A 14,986-nucleotide genomic window follows, 5' to 3' on the forward strand; every position below is an offset into this window, starting at 1 on the left:
GCCATGTTTCCCGCTGCAGGCGTCCGATGAGCACCGCACGTGCCATCGCCGGCGACATCCGCTCTGGCGCCCAGCGGGCTGCCGATGTGCTCGAGGAATATCTCGGCCGCATCGAAGCCCACGACGGCGATGTCCACGCCTTCAATACCGTGACGGCCGAGCAGGCTCGAGCCGCTGCAGCCGCCATCGATGCAGCAGTCGACGAGGGCCGCGACCCCGGACCGCTGGCGGGCGTTCCGGTTGCCTTCAAAGACAACCTGTGTACGCGCGGCGTCGCTACCACTTGCTCATCGCGGATGCTCGAAGGCTGGCAGCCTCCCTACGACGCCACGGTCGTGCAGGCCATGACGGCCGCCGGTGCCGTCATGATCGGCAAGACCAACCTCGACGAGTTCGCGATGGGCAGCTCCACCGAGCACTCGGCATTCGGCCCCACGCGCAATCCCTACGACCTTGCCCGGGTGCCGGGCGGCTCCAGCGGGGGTTCGGCTGCAGCGGTGGCCGCGGGCTTCGCGCCCCTGGCGCTGGGCTCCGATACCGGCGGCTCGATCCGCCAGCCGGCATCGCTCTGCGGCATCGTAGGCATCAAGCCCACCTACGGCCGCGTCAGCCGCTACGGGCTCGTGGCGTTCGCCAGCTCATTCGACCAGATCGGTCCGTTCGCAACCGATGTTGCCGATGCTGCGCTCACACTCGGTGTGATCAGCGGCCACGATCCCGCCGACAGCACGTCGATTCCGTCTGCCGTGCCCGACTTCGAGGCCGCGCTGGGGCGGGGTGTCGAGGGCTTGCGAGTGGGTGTCGTGAGCGAGCTGACCGGGCGCGGCAGCAATGGTGCTGCCGCCGCTGGCCCCGCGCCGGGCGATGCAGCGGGAGACGTGCTGGACGGCATCGACGCGGATGTGACCGAGCGGGTGCTCGAGGCGGCTGACGCGCTGGCCGACGCCGGGGCGACCGTCGGCAGGGTCTCGGTGCCTGCGGTCACCTACGGCCTCACTGCGTACTACCTCATCGCACCGGCCGAGGCCTCCAGCAACCTGGCGCGTTACGACGGCACCCGTTACGGCCTGCGGGTGGAGGGCGCAGATGTCGAGGAGATGAACCGCTTGACCCGCCGGGTCGGTTTCGGCGACGAGGTCAAGGCACGCATCATGCTGGGCACTTTCGCCCTCAGCGCCGGCTACTACGACGCCTACTACGGCAAGGCTCAGCGTGTGCGCATGCTGACCCGGCGAGACTTCGACGCCGCCTACGCCGACTTCGACGTGCTGCTGTCGCCGACCTCGCCATGCGTGGCGTTCCGCTTCGGCGAGCGCGCTGACCCGATGACCATGTACCGCTGCGACACCTGCACCATCCCGTCGAATCTCTCGGGCGACCCGGCCATGTCGGTGCCGTTCGGAACCGGCGCTGAGGATCTGCCGGTGGGCGTGCAGGTCATGGCTCCCGCACTGGGCGAGGAGACGATGCTGACGGTGGCCGCCGCGCTGGAGCGCGCCGCGCCGCCGCTGCCGAAGCCGCCGCTGGCTCGCATGACCGGCTCGACAGGTGCACGAAGCTGATGGCCGCGGGCTGGGAGACCGTCGTGGGGCTCGAAGTCCACGTCGAGCTGGCGACCGACACGAAGCTGTTCTCGGCCGCGCCCAGCCGCTTCGGCGACGAGCCGAACACCAATGTCACGCCGGTGTGCCTGGGCCTGCCCGGCTCGCTGCCTGTGCTGAATCGCCGCGCCGTCGAGCTGGCCATGGCGGTGGGCCTCGCGCTCAACTGCGAGATCCGGCCGTCGGTGTTTCACCGCAAGAACTACTTCTACCCCGACATGCCGAAGGACTACCAGGTCAGCCAGTACGACCAGCCGATCTGCTCCGACGGCTGGCTCGACGTCCCCGGCGGCAGCCGTGTCGGGATCGAGCGGGCGCACCTCGAAGAGGACGCCGGCAAGACGACACACCTGGGAGGCGCGGACGGCCGCATCCACGGGGCCGTCGGCGCGCTCGTCGACTACAACCGGGCAGGCACACCGCTGCTGGAGATCGTCTCGCGGCCCGACATCGGCTCGGCAGCCGAGGCCAGCGCCTACGTCGAGGAGCTGCGAGCGATCCTGCTGGCGCTCGGCGCATCCGACGCGCGGCTGGAAGAGGGCTCAATGCGTGTCGACGCGAACATCAGCGTCAGGCCCGCTGGCTCGGGCGAGCTGCGCACCCGTTGCGAGGTCAAGAACCTGAACTCGCTGCGGTCGCTACGGAACGCCATCGACTACGAGGCCCGGCGCCACATCGAGCTGTACGCCGCAGGAGAAGCCCCCGTCCAGGAAACCCGTCACTGGTCCGAACACGGGCGCACGCACTCGCTGCGCTCCAAGGAAGAGGCCGACGACTACAGGTACTTCCCCGAGCCCGACCTTGTGCCGCTGGTGCCCGACGACGAGTGGATCGCCGAAGTCCGCGCTGCCATGCCCGAACTGCCCGCATCCCAGCGGGCACGCCTGCACGAATGCGGCGCCGAGCCCGACGATGCCCAGGTCATCGTGGGCCGCGGCCTGGCACCGGTGGTGCTGGGGGCGGTCGAGGCGGGAGCTGATGCCAAGCGCACCGTGACCCATGCCGTGCAGAACCTGGCGCTCGACGGAGCCGAACTGCTTGGCTCCGACCATCTGTCCTCGCTGGTCCAGATGGAGACGTCAGGACAGCTCACTGCGACGCAGGCCAAGACGGTGCTGGGGATCATGTGCGAGCGAGTCGCCGCCGGCACCGCCGATCCTGCTGCGATCGCCGCGGAACTGGGCTTCGAAGCCATGGCCGCCGACGAACTCGAAGCGCTGGTCGATCAGGCCATCGCGGACAACCCCGAAGCGTGGGAAAAACTCTGCGCCGGTGAGGCCAAGGTGATCGGTGTGTTCGTGGGAGCGGTGATGAAGGCCACCCGCGGCCAGGCCGACGGCCAAGCCGTCACCCAGCTGCTCGCACAGCGCCGCGACGCCTGAGTCCCTCTGGGCGCCTGCCGCGCTCAGCTCTCACCGGTGCGCAGCCAGGCGTCGCCCCTGAAGCGGACCCACTGCGGCGCAGCGCGAAAGAACATGAACAGGGTGAGCGCCACCCACAGCCAGCCGATTCCCAGATCCAAGATGCGCACTGCGCCGCCGACGATCGCGAAACCCGCCGCGGCACCGGCCATCGCCTGTGCCAGGAAGCCCAAGTCGCCCGCGCCGATGAAGATGCCGTCGAAGGCGAAGGCGGCGGCATTGATGGGCTGCGCGACGGCCACGAACAGCAGGATGAAGCCGCTGAGCGCGACGACAGCAGGGTCGTTGCTGAAGATCGAGGCCAGCGGCCCGCGCAGCAGCACCAGTGCCAGCCCGAACACTGCGCTGAGCTGGATGCTCATGCCGATCATGCGGACGCTGGCTGCGCGAGCCACGTCGGGGCGGCTGGCGCCGAGTTCCTTGGCCACCATGGCCTGGCCCGCAATCGCCACGGCGTCGAGGGCGAGCGAGAAGAACGACCAGATCTGCACGCCGATCTCGTGCGATGCCACCTCGGTGGTGCCGATACGGGAAGCGAACACTGCAGCCAGCACGAACGCGCCCCGCAATGATGCCGTGCGCACGAACATCTGGGCGCCGACTCGGGCGTAACGCCACGCCGCAGAAGCAACGAGCCGCAGCCGCGCGCCAACCGCCCGAACGTGGCGATGGACAGCGACGGCGAACGCCAGGGCGGCACCCCACTGCGCGATGACTGTTGACCATGCCGCGCCGGCGATGCCCATGTCGAGCTCGAACACCAGCACCAGTTCGATCAGCAAGTTCCCTGCCGCTGAAGCCACGGCGATCACGAGAGGGGTGACCGTGTCCTGGGTGCCCCGTAGGTAGCCCGTGGCCGCCATGCCCGCCAGCAACGCGGTAAAGCCGATGAGGCTGATCCTCAGGTACGTGAGCGCGTGATCAGCGACTTCGGGGGTCGGGTCGAACACGCCGACGAGATAGCCCGAGCCGGCCCATATGCCCAGGCTGAACACCACGCCCAGCGCGATCGACAGCCACATGCCGGCGATGCCCTGTTCGGCTGCTCGCCTCAGCGATCCGGCCCCCACCAGCCGCCCGACGAGGCCGGTCGTGCCATAGGCGAGGAAGATCAGAATCGCGTGAGCACTGAGCAGGATGGCCGACGCAATGGCCAGCCCGGCCAGCTCGGGCGTGCCGAGTCTCCCGACGATCGCCCTGTCGGTGAGCACATACAGCGGCTCGGCGATCAGCGCCCCGAACGCCGGCACTGCGAGCAGCAGGATCTCACGGTCATAGACCGTGCGTCGAAACACGGCTACGTCCCGGACCCAGTAGGTGCTGCGTGCGTCATCCGGTCAGGCGCCACACGCCGATTTCCATGTCGATCACGTACAACTCGCCCGCTGCGTCGACCGCGAACCCGACCGGTCGCGGCGTGCTCACGCCCAAGTGCCAGACCTCGTCAGGCTGCGTGCCGGGCTCCACCGCCGCTGCGTAGATGTCACCCCCGCAGAGGTCGGCGAAGACATAGCGGCCGGCCAGCCATTCGAGTTGGCCACCCCGGTAGACGTGACCCCCGATGACCGCGCACAGGCCCCGCCCGTGCCGATACTCCAGATCTGGCGGTCGGTGGTTGGCCAGTTCATCGCCGACGAAGCGCCGGCTGCCTTCGTAGGCATTCCAGCCCAAGTTGGCGCCTCCCTCGCCGAGGTCGAGCACTGTGACTTCTTCCATGCACTGCTGTCCGACGTCGGAGATCCACAACGTGCCGGTCGGCTCATCGAGCGAGATGCGAAACGGGTTGCGCGCCCCGTAGGCCCAGATGCGCGGGTCGCTGCCGGGTCCGAGATCGGGATTGCCGGGCGCTGGTGTCAAGCGCCAGTCGCTGGGATCGGCGCTGCTGCCGCCTTCGACTGCGAATCGCAGCACAGCCCCCAGCGGGGTGGTGAGGTTCTGACCGTGATGGCGTGGATCGCCGAGTCCGCCGCCATCGCCGAATGACACGTAGAGCAGCCCATCCGGGTCGAACAGCAGGTCGCCACCGTTGTGCTGTGCATTGGTCTGCTTCACCTTCAGTACATCGGCGTAGCGACCCTCCAGCGTCGTTCTGTCCGCGCTCGGCATGAGCACCGTGAGCACGCTTGACCCGTGGCGGTCGGTTCGGTTGATCCACAACCGCCCGTCGGGTCCCAGCGTCATGCCCACCAGGCCTTGGTCGTGCTCGGCCGCCGTGTTCGAGGAGAAATCGGCGACGGGCTCCGCGCTGATGACCGCGCCGAAGTCGCGGCCGGCCTGCGCTGCGAAGTTGGGGGCAAATCGCCAGATGCGTCCCCGGCGATCGCCCACGAACCCGCCGCCTGCTGCGCCCGCGCTGTCGAAGATCATCACCGTCGCCTCGGCCAGGTCGATAAACGGCATCAGCGTCGCTGAGCGCCCGGGCGCGGCCTCGCCCAGCGGTACCGCACCCAACTCGGTCAGCCCCTGCGGACAGGGTGTGTTTGATGCGATGTACTCGGGTGTCTGCGTCAGCGGCAGCGTGGTCGCAGGCTCGCTTGTCGCGGCGTTGCCCGCGCCCTCTGGACTGCCGACGGCGGGGCCGGCGCCCTCGTCGATCCCGATGTCAGAACACCCCACTGCCAGCGCCCCGGCAGTGATGGCCGCAGCGCAGGTGGCAATGCTGAACAGCCGTCCACCCCGCACCCGGCCAATGTACGCCCGCCCACCGGCACCGCCTCTTAGGTTGTGGCCGCCGGAACGGCACGACAGAATGTGCCGGTGAGCGCGTCAGCACGCCGAACCGGCTGCCCGGCCGAGCCTGCGAGGCGCGGCGCGACAGGAGGGGTACTCATCTAGGCGAGCCGTTTCGTCCGCGCTCGCCCTGCCTCCCGCTCGGGGGGCTTTTTTGTTTCAGGAGAATCTTCATGGAGCTCACAGGCGCTCAGGCACTGATGCGAAGCCTGGAGATGAGCGGCGTCGAAGTCATGTTCGGCCTGCCCGGCGGGGCAATCCTCCCGGTCTACGACCCCGTGCTCGACTCGCCGATCCGCCACGTCCTCGTGCGCCATGAACAAGGCGCCGGCCACATGGCGCAGGGCTACGCGCACGTCACGGGCAAGCCGGGCGTGGCGATGGTCACGAGCGGGCCTGCAGCCACGAACATCGTGACACCGCTGTGCGACGCCTTCATGGACTCGATCCCGATGGTCGTCGTGACCGGCCAGGTCGCGATGTCGGCCATCGGCTCCGACGCCTTCCAGGAGTGCGACACCACCGGCATCACCATGGCGGTCACCAAGCACAACTACCTCGTGACCGACCCGGCCGACATCCCGCGCATCGTGGCCGAGGCATTTCACATCGCCACGACGGGGCGTCCGGGCCCGGTGCTGATCGACCTGCCCAAGGACGTCAGCAACGCGACGATGGACTGGTACTGGCCAGACGGCGTCGACCTGCCCGGCTACCGGCCCCGCCATGAGATCGACCCGGCGGCCATCGCCGAAGCCGCCCAGCTCATCCGTACGGCGGAGCGTCCGGTCATCTACGCCGGCGGAGGACTGCTGAAGGCCCGAGCGGCCGAAGTACTGCGGGAGCTCGCCGAGATGTGCGAGATCCACGTGGTGACCACCTTGATGGCGCGTGGCGTGTTCCCCGATCGTCACCCGCTCTGCCTCGGCATGCCGGGCATGCACGGCAACTACACCGCGGTGACAGCGATGCAGCAGGCCGATCTGCTGATCAACCTTGGCGCGCGTTTCGATGACCGGGTCACGGGCAACCCCGCGCACTTCGCCCCCGCTGCCAAGGTCATTCACGTCGATATCGACCCGGCCGAGCACGGCAAGGTGCGGGTGCCCGATGTGCCGATCGCCGGAGATGCCAAGGTGGCGATCGAAGCGCTGATCGAAGCGCTGCGCCCCGGCGACGGCAGCGCCGTCACCGATGCGATGGCGGATCGATCTGTGTGGAAGTCGACCGTCTCCGGTTGGCAGGAGCAGTACCCCCTGAGCTATGACCAGCCGTCGAGCGGCCACCCGCTCAAGCCGCAGTTCGTGGTGGAGCAGCTGCGTGATCACACTCCTGACGACACGATCGTCGTGGCGGGCGTGGGCCAGCACCAGATGTGGGCCAGCCAGTTCTGGCAGTTCGACCACCCCTACACCTGGGTGAACTCAGGCGGTCTGGGGACCATGGGATTCGCCGTGCCTGCGGCTATCGGGGCCAAGGTGGGCCGACCGGATCGAACGGTGTGGGCCATTGATGGTGACGGCTGTTTCCAGATGACCGCACAGGAGCTGATCTCCGCCAGTGCAGAGAACATCCCCGTGAAGGTGGGCATCCTCAACAACGCCTACTTGGGCATGGTGCGCCAGTGGCAGGAGCTCTTCTACGCCGAGCGCTACAGCGAGGTGTATCTCAGCGCCGACCACCCCGACTACGTCGGCTGGGCCGAGGCGATGGGCTGCGTCGGCATCCGGGTGGAATCGGCGGAGGAAGTCGTTCCTGCCATCACCAAGGCGAACGCTGTCAACGACCGTCCGGTGGTGATCGACTTCCGCGTCGACACCGAGGAGAAGGTGTACCCGATGGTGCCGGCCGGAGGTTCCAACGACGACATCATTCTCGGTCCCGAGGGCGACGCCGACGCGGCATTGAAGGGCAGCGCGCCGTCGTGAGCGGCGCGCAAGTGGGCAGGCCGTCGTGAGCGGCGCGCAGGGCACCAACCTGTCCCCTGAGGAATCGGCGGTGGTGAGCCTGCCGCAGGAACCCGACCTGCACATCTTCGCGGCCATCGTGGAGAACAAGTTCGGCGTTCTTGCGCGGATCGCAGGGCTGTTCAGCCGGCGTGGCTTCAACATCTTCTCGCTGGCAGTGGCCCCGACGGCCGATCCCTCCTACAGCCGCATCACGATCGTGGTTGACGTCCACAACACCGACGTCAACCAGATCGCGAAGCAGCTCGACAAGCTCGTCAACGTCATCAACATCAGCGAGCTGCACCCGTCCGATTCGCTCGAGCGGGAGCTGATGCTGGCCCGCGTCGGCGCCGCCGATCTCGAAGCCGTCACCGATGTGATCTCCGAATACGGCGGCGAAGTGCTCGATCACGCCGATGGCGAGGCCATTGTGAGCGTGAGCGCACATCCAGACCGGCTCGACCGGTGCGAGCGCCAACTGCGTCCGTTCGGTCTGCACGTGCTGCAGCGCACGGGCCGCATTGCGCTGCGGGCGCTCGATGCCGATGAGCCCGCCGTCGGCATGACCGCCTGAGGCTGGCAGACTCCCGCCAACGCCGACTCGGAGAGGAACTATACGAATGCCCGCGACCATCTATTACGAAGAAGACGCAGAACTCAGCCAGCTGGCAGGCCGCACTGTGGCGGTCATGGGTTATGGATCGCAGGGTCACGCTCACGCCCTGAACTTGCGCGACAGCGGCGTGGATGTCGTGGTGGGGTTGCGGGAAGGCTCGTCGTCTCGTGCCAAGGCCGAGGCCGAGGGCCTGCGGGTCGCCTCTGTCGCAGACGCCGCCGCCGAGGCCGACATCATCATGATGGCGCTGCCCGATACCGACCAGGCCGCCATCTACGAGGATTCGATCGCGCCGAACCTGCAGCCGGGCAATGCGGTCGCCTTCTCGCATGGCTTCAACATTCACTTCGGCCAGATCAGCCCGCCTGACGACGTGGACGTGTGGATGATCGCCCCCAAGGGACCGGGCCACAACGTCCGGCGCACCTACGTCGAGGGCGGCGGCGTCCCGGCGCTCGTGGCGATTCACCAGGACGCCAGCGGGCGTGCGCTGGCCGACGCGCTGGCCTATGCAAAGGGCATCGGCGGCACACGGGGCGGCGTGCTGACGACCACGTTCGCCGAAGAAACCGAGACCGACCTGTTCGGCGAGCAGGTCGTGCTCTGCGGCGGCCTCACCGAGCTGATCCGGGCTGGCTACGAGACCTTGGTGGAGGCTGGCTACCAGCCCGAGTCGGCCTACTTCGAGACGCTGCACGAGGTGAAGCTGATCGTCGACTTCATCTACGAGGCGGGCATCTCGGGCATGCGCTACTCCATCTCGACCACAGCCGAGTACGGCGACATGACCCGCGGCGCACGCATCATCACCGACGAGACGCGAGCGGAGATGAAGCGCATCCTTGCGGAGATCCAGGACGGCAGCTTCGCCCGGGAGTGGATCGACGAGAACCGCAACGGGCTGCCCAACTACCGCCGGATGGTCGAGGAAGGCAAGCAGCACCCCATCGAGCAGGTCGGCGCGGAGCTGCGGGCGATGATGCCGTGGATTACCGCGGGCCGCCAGGACGTCACCGCGGCCTCGGGCGGCGCTGTCTCCTGAGCCTCTGAGCATCTCGCGCTTGACGGCGCGCCCAGTTCGGGGCACCTGAGACGCAGCAGCGCAGTGGCAGAATCGGGGCGTGGTCGACGTTGTCGTAACGCCGGTGCGGGTGCCCGCTGCGGGTGACCTGCTCGTGGCGACGCCGCGTCTGGTGGATCCCAACTTCGATCGCACGGTCGTGTTCGTGATCGAGCACCAGGAAGCGGGAACGTTGGGCGTGGTCATCAACCGCGTGTCGGATATCTCGTGCGTCGCCGCGGTTCCGCGCTGGGCATCACATTTTGCCGAGGAGGCGGCCGTCGGGCTCGGCGGGCCGGTAGAGCCGCAGGGTCTGCTGGCGCTCGGTGCAACGATGGATCCCGCGGCCGGCGAATCACTGCCGCCCCAAGGCTCGGGCGCCGAGTCGTCCGAGGCCGGCGGCGTGTGGCGCACCGTCAACGGGACGGTCGGGCTGGTCGACCTCACCGCCGATCCGGCCGAACTGGACACCGCAGTCGTTGCCGTCCGGATCTATGGCGGGCACGCGGGGTGGGGGCCCGGCCAGTTGCGAGGCGAGCTGCAGTCGGGCTGCTGGTGGGTGTTCGATTCGATGCCCGGCGACCTGACTGCCGATGCCACCACGCTCTGGTACGACGTGCTCGCGCGCCAGTCACCGCCCGCCCGGCTGCTGGCCCACTATCCCGACGACCCCGCGCAGAATTAGCATGCGCGGACCGGCCGGCCACGATTACTGCGGAGGCGACCCTTGAGCGATTTCAGCGAACCACCCATGTCAGACGGAGGTCAGCGCACAGGCTGGGCCGAACTCGGATCCGGCGAGACCGTCGAGTTGGCCCGGCCGGGAGCACGCTTCGGAGGTCGGATCCTCGACATCATCATCGCCGCCATCATCAACTTCGTGATCGTGCTGGTCATTGTGGCCGGGTCGGTTGACTCTGATGACACGGATCTGTCGACGGGCGGGTTTTTCGGCACGATGCTGATCTTCTTGGCCATCTGGCTCGTGTACGAGGTCGTGCAGGTCGCCATCTGGGGTCAGACGCTCGGCAAGCGGATGACCGGCATCAAGGTGATTCACGCCACGCACGGCGGCGTGCCCGGCTGGGGCAAGGCACTCGGTAGGTGGGCGATACCGGGTCTGGTCTTTCTGATCCCGTTCATCGGTGGGTTGGTTTCCATGCTGTGCTATCTCAGCCTCACGTGGGACCGCGTCTACCAGGGATGGCACGACAAGTCGGCCGGCACCCTCGTCGTACGCACCTGAGCAGGCCGCCCATCCGGCCGGGTCGACGAGGTCGAGAAAGCTGAATGACCGACTCCGACCGGCTGCGTGTTTCAGGCGACGAGTGGCAGTCCGGCTGGGCTCGGCTCGCATCGGGCCAGACCGTTCAGCTGGCCCGGCCAATCGAGCGCCTCGGCGCCCGCACTCTCGACGCGGTGATTGTCACGGCTCCGGCGGGCATCTGGGCATTCATCCGAGGTCGGGACGCCCTTGTCGTCGATGAGGGCACGAACATCACGACGCTCGGAGCGCTGGTCCTGGCTGCGTTCGGGGCGTTTCTGCTGACGGCGCTGGTGGACGTCGTCTACGAGGTCGTGCCTACGGCCGTTTGGGGCCAAACGCTCGGCAAGCGAATTCTCGGGATCAAGGTCGTGGATGTCGCTTCAGGCGGAGTTCCTGGCTGGCGCAAGTCACTTGGCCGATGGGCCGTGCTGATACTGCCTCTCGCTGTGCCCTATGTCCAAATCCCCGGTGCGCTCTTCTTCCTGCTGTGCGTGCTGACCATCGGTCATGAACCGTTCTACCGGGGCTGGCATGACAAGGCGGCGGGCACGCTGGTGATCAAGAAGTGAGGCGCGCCAGCCGTTGGTGGATGCGGCGCTAGAGCCGCTCCACGATGTAGTCGATGCATGCGGTCAGCGCCTCGGCATCGGCCGGATCGATTGCAGGGAATGCAGCGATGCGCAGCTGGTTGCGGCCCAGCTTGCGGTAGCCCTCGGTGTCCACGATGTCGTTGGCGCGCAGTACTGCCGCGATGTCGTCCGCGCTGACGCCCTCGAAGTCGATGGTGCACACGACAGGGGAGCGCATGGCCTCATCTGCAACGAACGGCGCGGCGAAGTCGCGTTCTGCTGCCCAGCCGTACACGGCACCGCTGGATGCGGCCGAGCGGGACGCAGCCCAGCCGAGCCCGCCGCCGTCGAGCATCCACTCTGCGGTCTCGAGCGTCAGCAGGATCGTGGCAAGCGCCGGGGTGTTGTAGGTCTGATCCTGGCGAGAATTGCGGGCGGCGATTGCCAAATCGAGCGTGGCGGGCTTGTAGCGATCCGAAGCATCGATCCGCTCGATCCGCTCAATGGCTGCCGGCGAGCACAGTGCGATGAACAGCCCGCCATCGGCCGCGAACGCCTTCTGTGGAGCGAAGTAGTAGCAGTCGACATCGCGGGGATCCCATGTCATCGCTCCGGCCGCCGAGGTGGCGTCGACCATGACCAGTGCCGGCGGCACGCCTTGCCGGCACGGGTCAAGTTGCGGCTGCGTCAGCGGCATCGCCACGCCGGTCGACGTTTCGTTGTGCGTCAGCGCGTACACGTCGACCTCGGCGGGATCCGCCGCCGCGGGCACGGGGTGGCTGCCGTACGGCGCTGTGATGACCACCGGGTCGTCCAGGTGCGGGGCGGCAGCAGTGACTGCCGAGAACTTCTCCGAGAACTCGCCGAAGGTCAGGTGCTGGGTGCGCCGCTCGATCAGAGAGAAAGCCGCAGCGTCCCAGAAGCCGGTGCTGCCGCCGTTGCCCAGCACCACCTCCCAGCCGTCGCTGAGTCCGAACAGCTCGGTCATGGCTGCGCGCAGCCGACCCACCACTGATCGCACTCCAGTGCGACGATGCGACGTGCCCATGTAGTCGAGTGCACGAGCCTCGAGCGCCTTGACGGCCTCGGGTCGAACCTTGGACGGGCCGGAGCCAAAACGCCCGTCGGCAGGCCGCAGTTCTGCGGGAATCGAAATCGATGGGGGAGTGCCAGCCATTGGCTGCCACTATTGCGCCCGGCCGTGCTGCCGACAACCACATTTTCGCAACAAGTTGCCGATGGTGGCGCAACGTGACTTGGCGGCGAGACTGTCGGGCGTTCGCGGCAGCGCGTCGAGCAGACGGGAGACGCCCAATGAGCAATCGAGTTTCCACAGCGCTGGCGGGCATCGCACCGTCGGCAACCTTGGCGGTGGATGCCAAGGCCAAGGCGCTGCGGGCGGCGGGGGAGAACGTGGTCGGCTTCGGCGCCGGCGAGCCCGATTTTCCGACCCCTCCCCACATCGTGGATGCAGCGGTGGCCGCTTGCCGCGATGTCGCCAATCACCGCTATTCGCCGGCCGGAGGGCAACCCGCGCTGAAAGCCGCTCTGGCAGCCAAGACCAAGCGAGACAGCGGTCTCGACTGGGATGCCAGCCAGTTCCTGGTCACCAATGGCGGCAAGCAAGCCGTCTACAACACCATGGCTGCGCTGGTGGACCCCGGCGACGAAGTGCTGCTGCCTGCGCCCTACTGGACGACGTATCCCGAAGCGATCCGCGTCTTCGGAGGCGTCCCGGTGGAGGTGTTCGCCGGCATCGAGTCGGGCTTCCGGGTCAGTGTCGAACAGCTCGAAGCGGCGCGAACCGACCGCACCAAGGCCCTGCTGTTCGTCTCACCGTCGAACCCGACCGGAGCCATCTACCCGCACGACGAGATCGTGGCGATCGGCCAGTGGGCCGTCGAGCACGGATTGTGGGTGATCACCGACGAGATCTACGAGCACCTGACCTACGGCGACGCCGAGCACCACTCGCTTCCCGTACTGGTGCCCGAGATCGCCGACCGCTGCGTGGTGCTGAACGGCGTGGCCAAGACCTACGCCATGACGGGCTGGCGGGTCGGCTGGATGGCCGGGCCGTCCGACGTAATCGCTGCGGCCACCAACCTGCAGAGCCATGCCACGTCCAACGTCTGCAACGTGGCTCAGGCGGCGGCACTCGCAGCGGTCTCGGGAGATCTCGAGGCGGTGGCGATGATGCGATCAGCGTTCGACGTGCGGCGTCAGCGCATCACCGAGATGCTCAGCGCCATCGAGGGCGTGGACTGCCCCGAGCCCGAAGGCGCCTTCTACGCATTCCCCAACATGGAGGGGCTGCTGGGACGCCGCTACGGCGGCACGGAAGTCACGACCACGCTCGAGTTGGCGGCGGCCGTGCTCGAGCACGCCAAGGTCGCCTTCGTGCCCGGCGAGGCCTTCGGCGCCCCCGGCTACGCGCGCTTCTCGTTCGCTCTCGGGCTCGACGACCTGGCCGAAGGCATCAGCCGCATCGCAGACCTGGTCGGGTGACATGGCACGAGTCTTGGTCGCCGAGACGTTGGCCGCTGCCGGTCTCGACCTGCTGCGCGCTGCCGGCCACGACGTCGACATCCGTACGGGGCTCAGCTCCGACGAGTTGCGTGACGCCATCGCCGGGGCACAGGCGCTGGTCATCCGTTCGGCGACTCGGGTCGATGCTGATCTCTTGGCAGCCGGCGATTCGCTCGTCGTCGTGGGGCGTGCCGGCGTAGGGCTCGACAACGTCGATGTGGCCGCTGCAACCGAGCGCGGCGTGCTCGTGTGTAACGCGCCGTCCAGCAACGTGGTGTCTGCGGCAGAGATGACCGTGGCGCTCATGCTGGCGCTGGCTCGCCATGTGCCTCAAGCACACCAAGCACTCGCGGACGGCCGCTGGGAGCGCAGCCGCTGGGGCGGCATGGAGATCTACCGCAAGACGATCGGGATCGTGGGCCTCGGCCGAGTCGGCCGCTTGGTCGCACAGCGGATCGCACCGTTCGACGTAGCGCTCATCTCCTACGACCCCTATGTGAGCGCGGAATCCGGCCGAGCCGCCGATGTCGAGATGGTCGAGTTCGACGAACTGCTGGAGCGATCGGACATCATCACGCTGCACATGCCCCGCACGCCCGAGACGGCGGGGCTGCTGGGAGCCGAGAACCTGGCAAAGTGCCGCCCGCATGCGTTGATCGTCAACACCGCCCGTGGAGGCATTCTCGACGAGGCGGCGGCTGCCGCAGCTTTGGAGGCCGGGCGCCTTGGCGGCGTAGCAGTAGATGTCTACGCAACCGAACCGGCAACCGAGTCGCCGCTGTTCGGCCGACCCGATGTGGTGGCCACACCGCACCTCGGCGCCAGCACCACCGAGGCCCAAGACCGCGCCGGCACCCAGATCGCCGAACAGGTCAACCTGGCCCTAGCCGGCGACCCCGTGCCCTACGCCGTCAACGCCTAGCAGCAAATCCTCTGGATAAGGAGCACCCACGATGGCAATTCTCGACCTTCGCCCCGGCTGCGAGTGCTGTGACCGCGATCTGCCGCCCGAGTCGCCTGAGGCAACGATCTGCACGTTCGAGTGCACATTCTGTGCAAGCTGCGCAGAAGACCTGAACTGGACCTGCAAGAACTGCGGCGGCAACCTCGTGCCCCGTCCGATCCGCCCCGCCCGTGCTCTCGCCGCGAATCCCCCGACCGCAGAGCGCACCTTGGACCCAACCGGCTGCCCCGCTCATGACTCGGTGACATCTGCCAGCTGAGCCTCCGCGCCGGTTCGGCTA

The 14,986-nt window shown here is 67.8% G+C and carries 14 protein-coding genes; 11 read left to right on the forward strand and 3 right to left on the reverse strand.

Annotation, left to right across the window (positions count from 1 at the left end; translation table 11 throughout):
* Positions 1-26: 26 nt before the first annotated feature.
* Positions 27-1,562 carry an amidase family protein gene (locus ACOGXD_RS09780; protein ID WP_419914618.1) on the forward strand — a complete coding sequence of 512 codons (1,536 nt, stop codon included), beginning with the start codon at positions 27-29 and terminating at the stop codon, positions 1,560-1,562.
* Positions 1,562-2,983 carry an Asp-tRNA(Asn)/Glu-tRNA(Gln) amidotransferase subunit GatB gene (gene gatB / locus ACOGXD_RS09785; protein WP_419914620.1) on the forward strand — a complete coding sequence of 474 codons (1,422 nt, stop codon included), beginning with the start codon at positions 1,562-1,564 and terminating at the stop codon, positions 2,981-2,983. Before ACOGXD_RS09780 ends, gatB begins: the two co-directional genes overlap by 1 nt.
* 23 nt (positions 2,984-3,006) lie before the next feature.
* Here gatB and ACOGXD_RS09790 read toward each other — a convergent pair whose 3' ends face one another.
* Positions 3,007-4,317, reverse strand: a complete 1,311-nt coding sequence (locus ACOGXD_RS09790; protein WP_419914622.1) for an MATE family efflux transporter — start codon at positions 4,315-4,317, stop codon at positions 3,007-3,009.
* A 34-nt stretch (positions 4,318-4,351) separates the two neighbouring features.
* The gene (locus tag ACOGXD_RS09795) at positions 4,352-5,704 is read right to left on the reverse strand and encodes a PQQ-dependent sugar dehydrogenase (RefSeq protein ID WP_419914624.1); all 1,353 of its coding nucleotides are present in this window, start codon (positions 5,702-5,704) and stop codon (positions 4,352-4,354) included.
* Between the two features lie 221 nt (positions 5,705-5,925).
* On the opposite strand from ACOGXD_RS09795, the gene ACOGXD_RS09800 reads away from it, so the two are divergent.
* The 6 genes from ACOGXD_RS09800 (at position 5,926) to ACOGXD_RS09825 (ending at position 11,213) form a co-directional block, all read left to right on the forward strand.
* Positions 5,926-7,680 (forward strand): acetolactate synthase large subunit, encoded by a 1,755-nt coding sequence (locus tag ACOGXD_RS09800; RefSeq protein ID WP_419914626.1) that lies wholly within the window; start codon positions 5,926-5,928, stop codon positions 7,678-7,680.
* A 25-nt stretch (positions 7,681-7,705) separates the two neighbouring features.
* Positions 7,706-8,275: an acetolactate synthase small subunit gene (gene ilvN, locus ACOGXD_RS09805; RefSeq protein ID WP_323672151.1), complete on the forward strand. Its 570-nt coding sequence runs from the start codon at positions 7,706-7,708 to the stop codon at positions 8,273-8,275.
* 46 nt (positions 8,276-8,321) lie between these two features.
* On the forward strand, positions 8,322-9,359 hold the full coding sequence (gene ilvC / locus ACOGXD_RS09810) for a ketol-acid reductoisomerase (RefSeq protein WP_419914628.1): 1,038 nt from the start codon (positions 8,322-8,324) through the stop codon (positions 9,357-9,359).
* Positions 9,360-9,438: 79 nt separating this feature from the next.
* Complete coding sequence (locus tag ACOGXD_RS09815; protein ID WP_419914630.1) at positions 9,439-10,062, forward strand: YqgE/AlgH family protein; 624 nt, start codon at positions 9,439-9,441, stop codon at positions 10,060-10,062.
* Positions 10,063-10,128: 66 nt separating this feature from the next.
* Complete coding sequence (locus ACOGXD_RS09820; protein WP_419914632.1) at positions 10,129-10,623, forward strand: RDD family protein; 495 nt, start codon at positions 10,129-10,131, stop codon at positions 10,621-10,623.
* A gap of 44 nt (positions 10,624-10,667) precedes the next feature.
* The gene (locus tag ACOGXD_RS09825; protein ID WP_419914634.1) at positions 10,668-11,213 is read left to right on the forward strand and encodes an RDD family protein; all 546 of its coding nucleotides are present in this window, start codon (positions 10,668-10,670) and stop codon (positions 11,211-11,213) included.
* Between the two features lie 28 nt (positions 11,214-11,241).
* Here the strand turns inward: ACOGXD_RS09825 and serC are convergent, their stop codons facing one another.
* On the reverse strand, positions 11,242-12,390 hold the full coding sequence (serC, locus tag ACOGXD_RS09830; RefSeq protein WP_419914636.1) for a phosphoserine transaminase: 1,149 nt from the start codon (positions 12,388-12,390) through the stop codon (positions 11,242-11,244).
* Positions 12,391-12,527: 137 nt separating this feature from the next.
* Here serC and ACOGXD_RS09835 point away from each other — a divergent pair, with 137 nt between their 5' ends.
* From ACOGXD_RS09835 to ACOGXD_RS09845, 3 genes are read left to right on the forward strand one after another with little or no spacing between them, the layout of a single operon-like run.
* Positions 12,528-13,721 (forward strand): pyridoxal phosphate-dependent aminotransferase, encoded by a 1,194-nt coding sequence (locus ACOGXD_RS09835; protein ID WP_419914638.1) that lies wholly within the window; start codon positions 12,528-12,530, stop codon positions 13,719-13,721.
* A gap of 1 nt (position 13,722) precedes the next feature.
* Positions 13,723-14,664, forward strand: a complete 942-nt coding sequence (locus tag ACOGXD_RS09840) for a hydroxyacid dehydrogenase (RefSeq protein ID WP_419914640.1) — start codon at positions 13,723-13,725, stop codon at positions 14,662-14,664.
* 37 nt (positions 14,665-14,701) lie between these two features.
* Positions 14,702-14,965: a DUF1272 domain-containing protein gene (locus ACOGXD_RS09845; protein ID WP_419917388.1), complete on the forward strand. Its 264-nt coding sequence runs from the start codon at positions 14,702-14,704 to the stop codon at positions 14,963-14,965.
* Positions 14,966-14,986 lie beyond the last annotated feature (21 nt).

Origin of the sequence: Candidatus Poriferisodalis sp., from assembly GCF_965204125.1 — a bacterium.
Taxonomy (GTDB): domain Bacteria; phylum Actinomycetota; class Acidimicrobiia; order Acidimicrobiales; family Poriferisodalaceae; genus Poriferisodalis.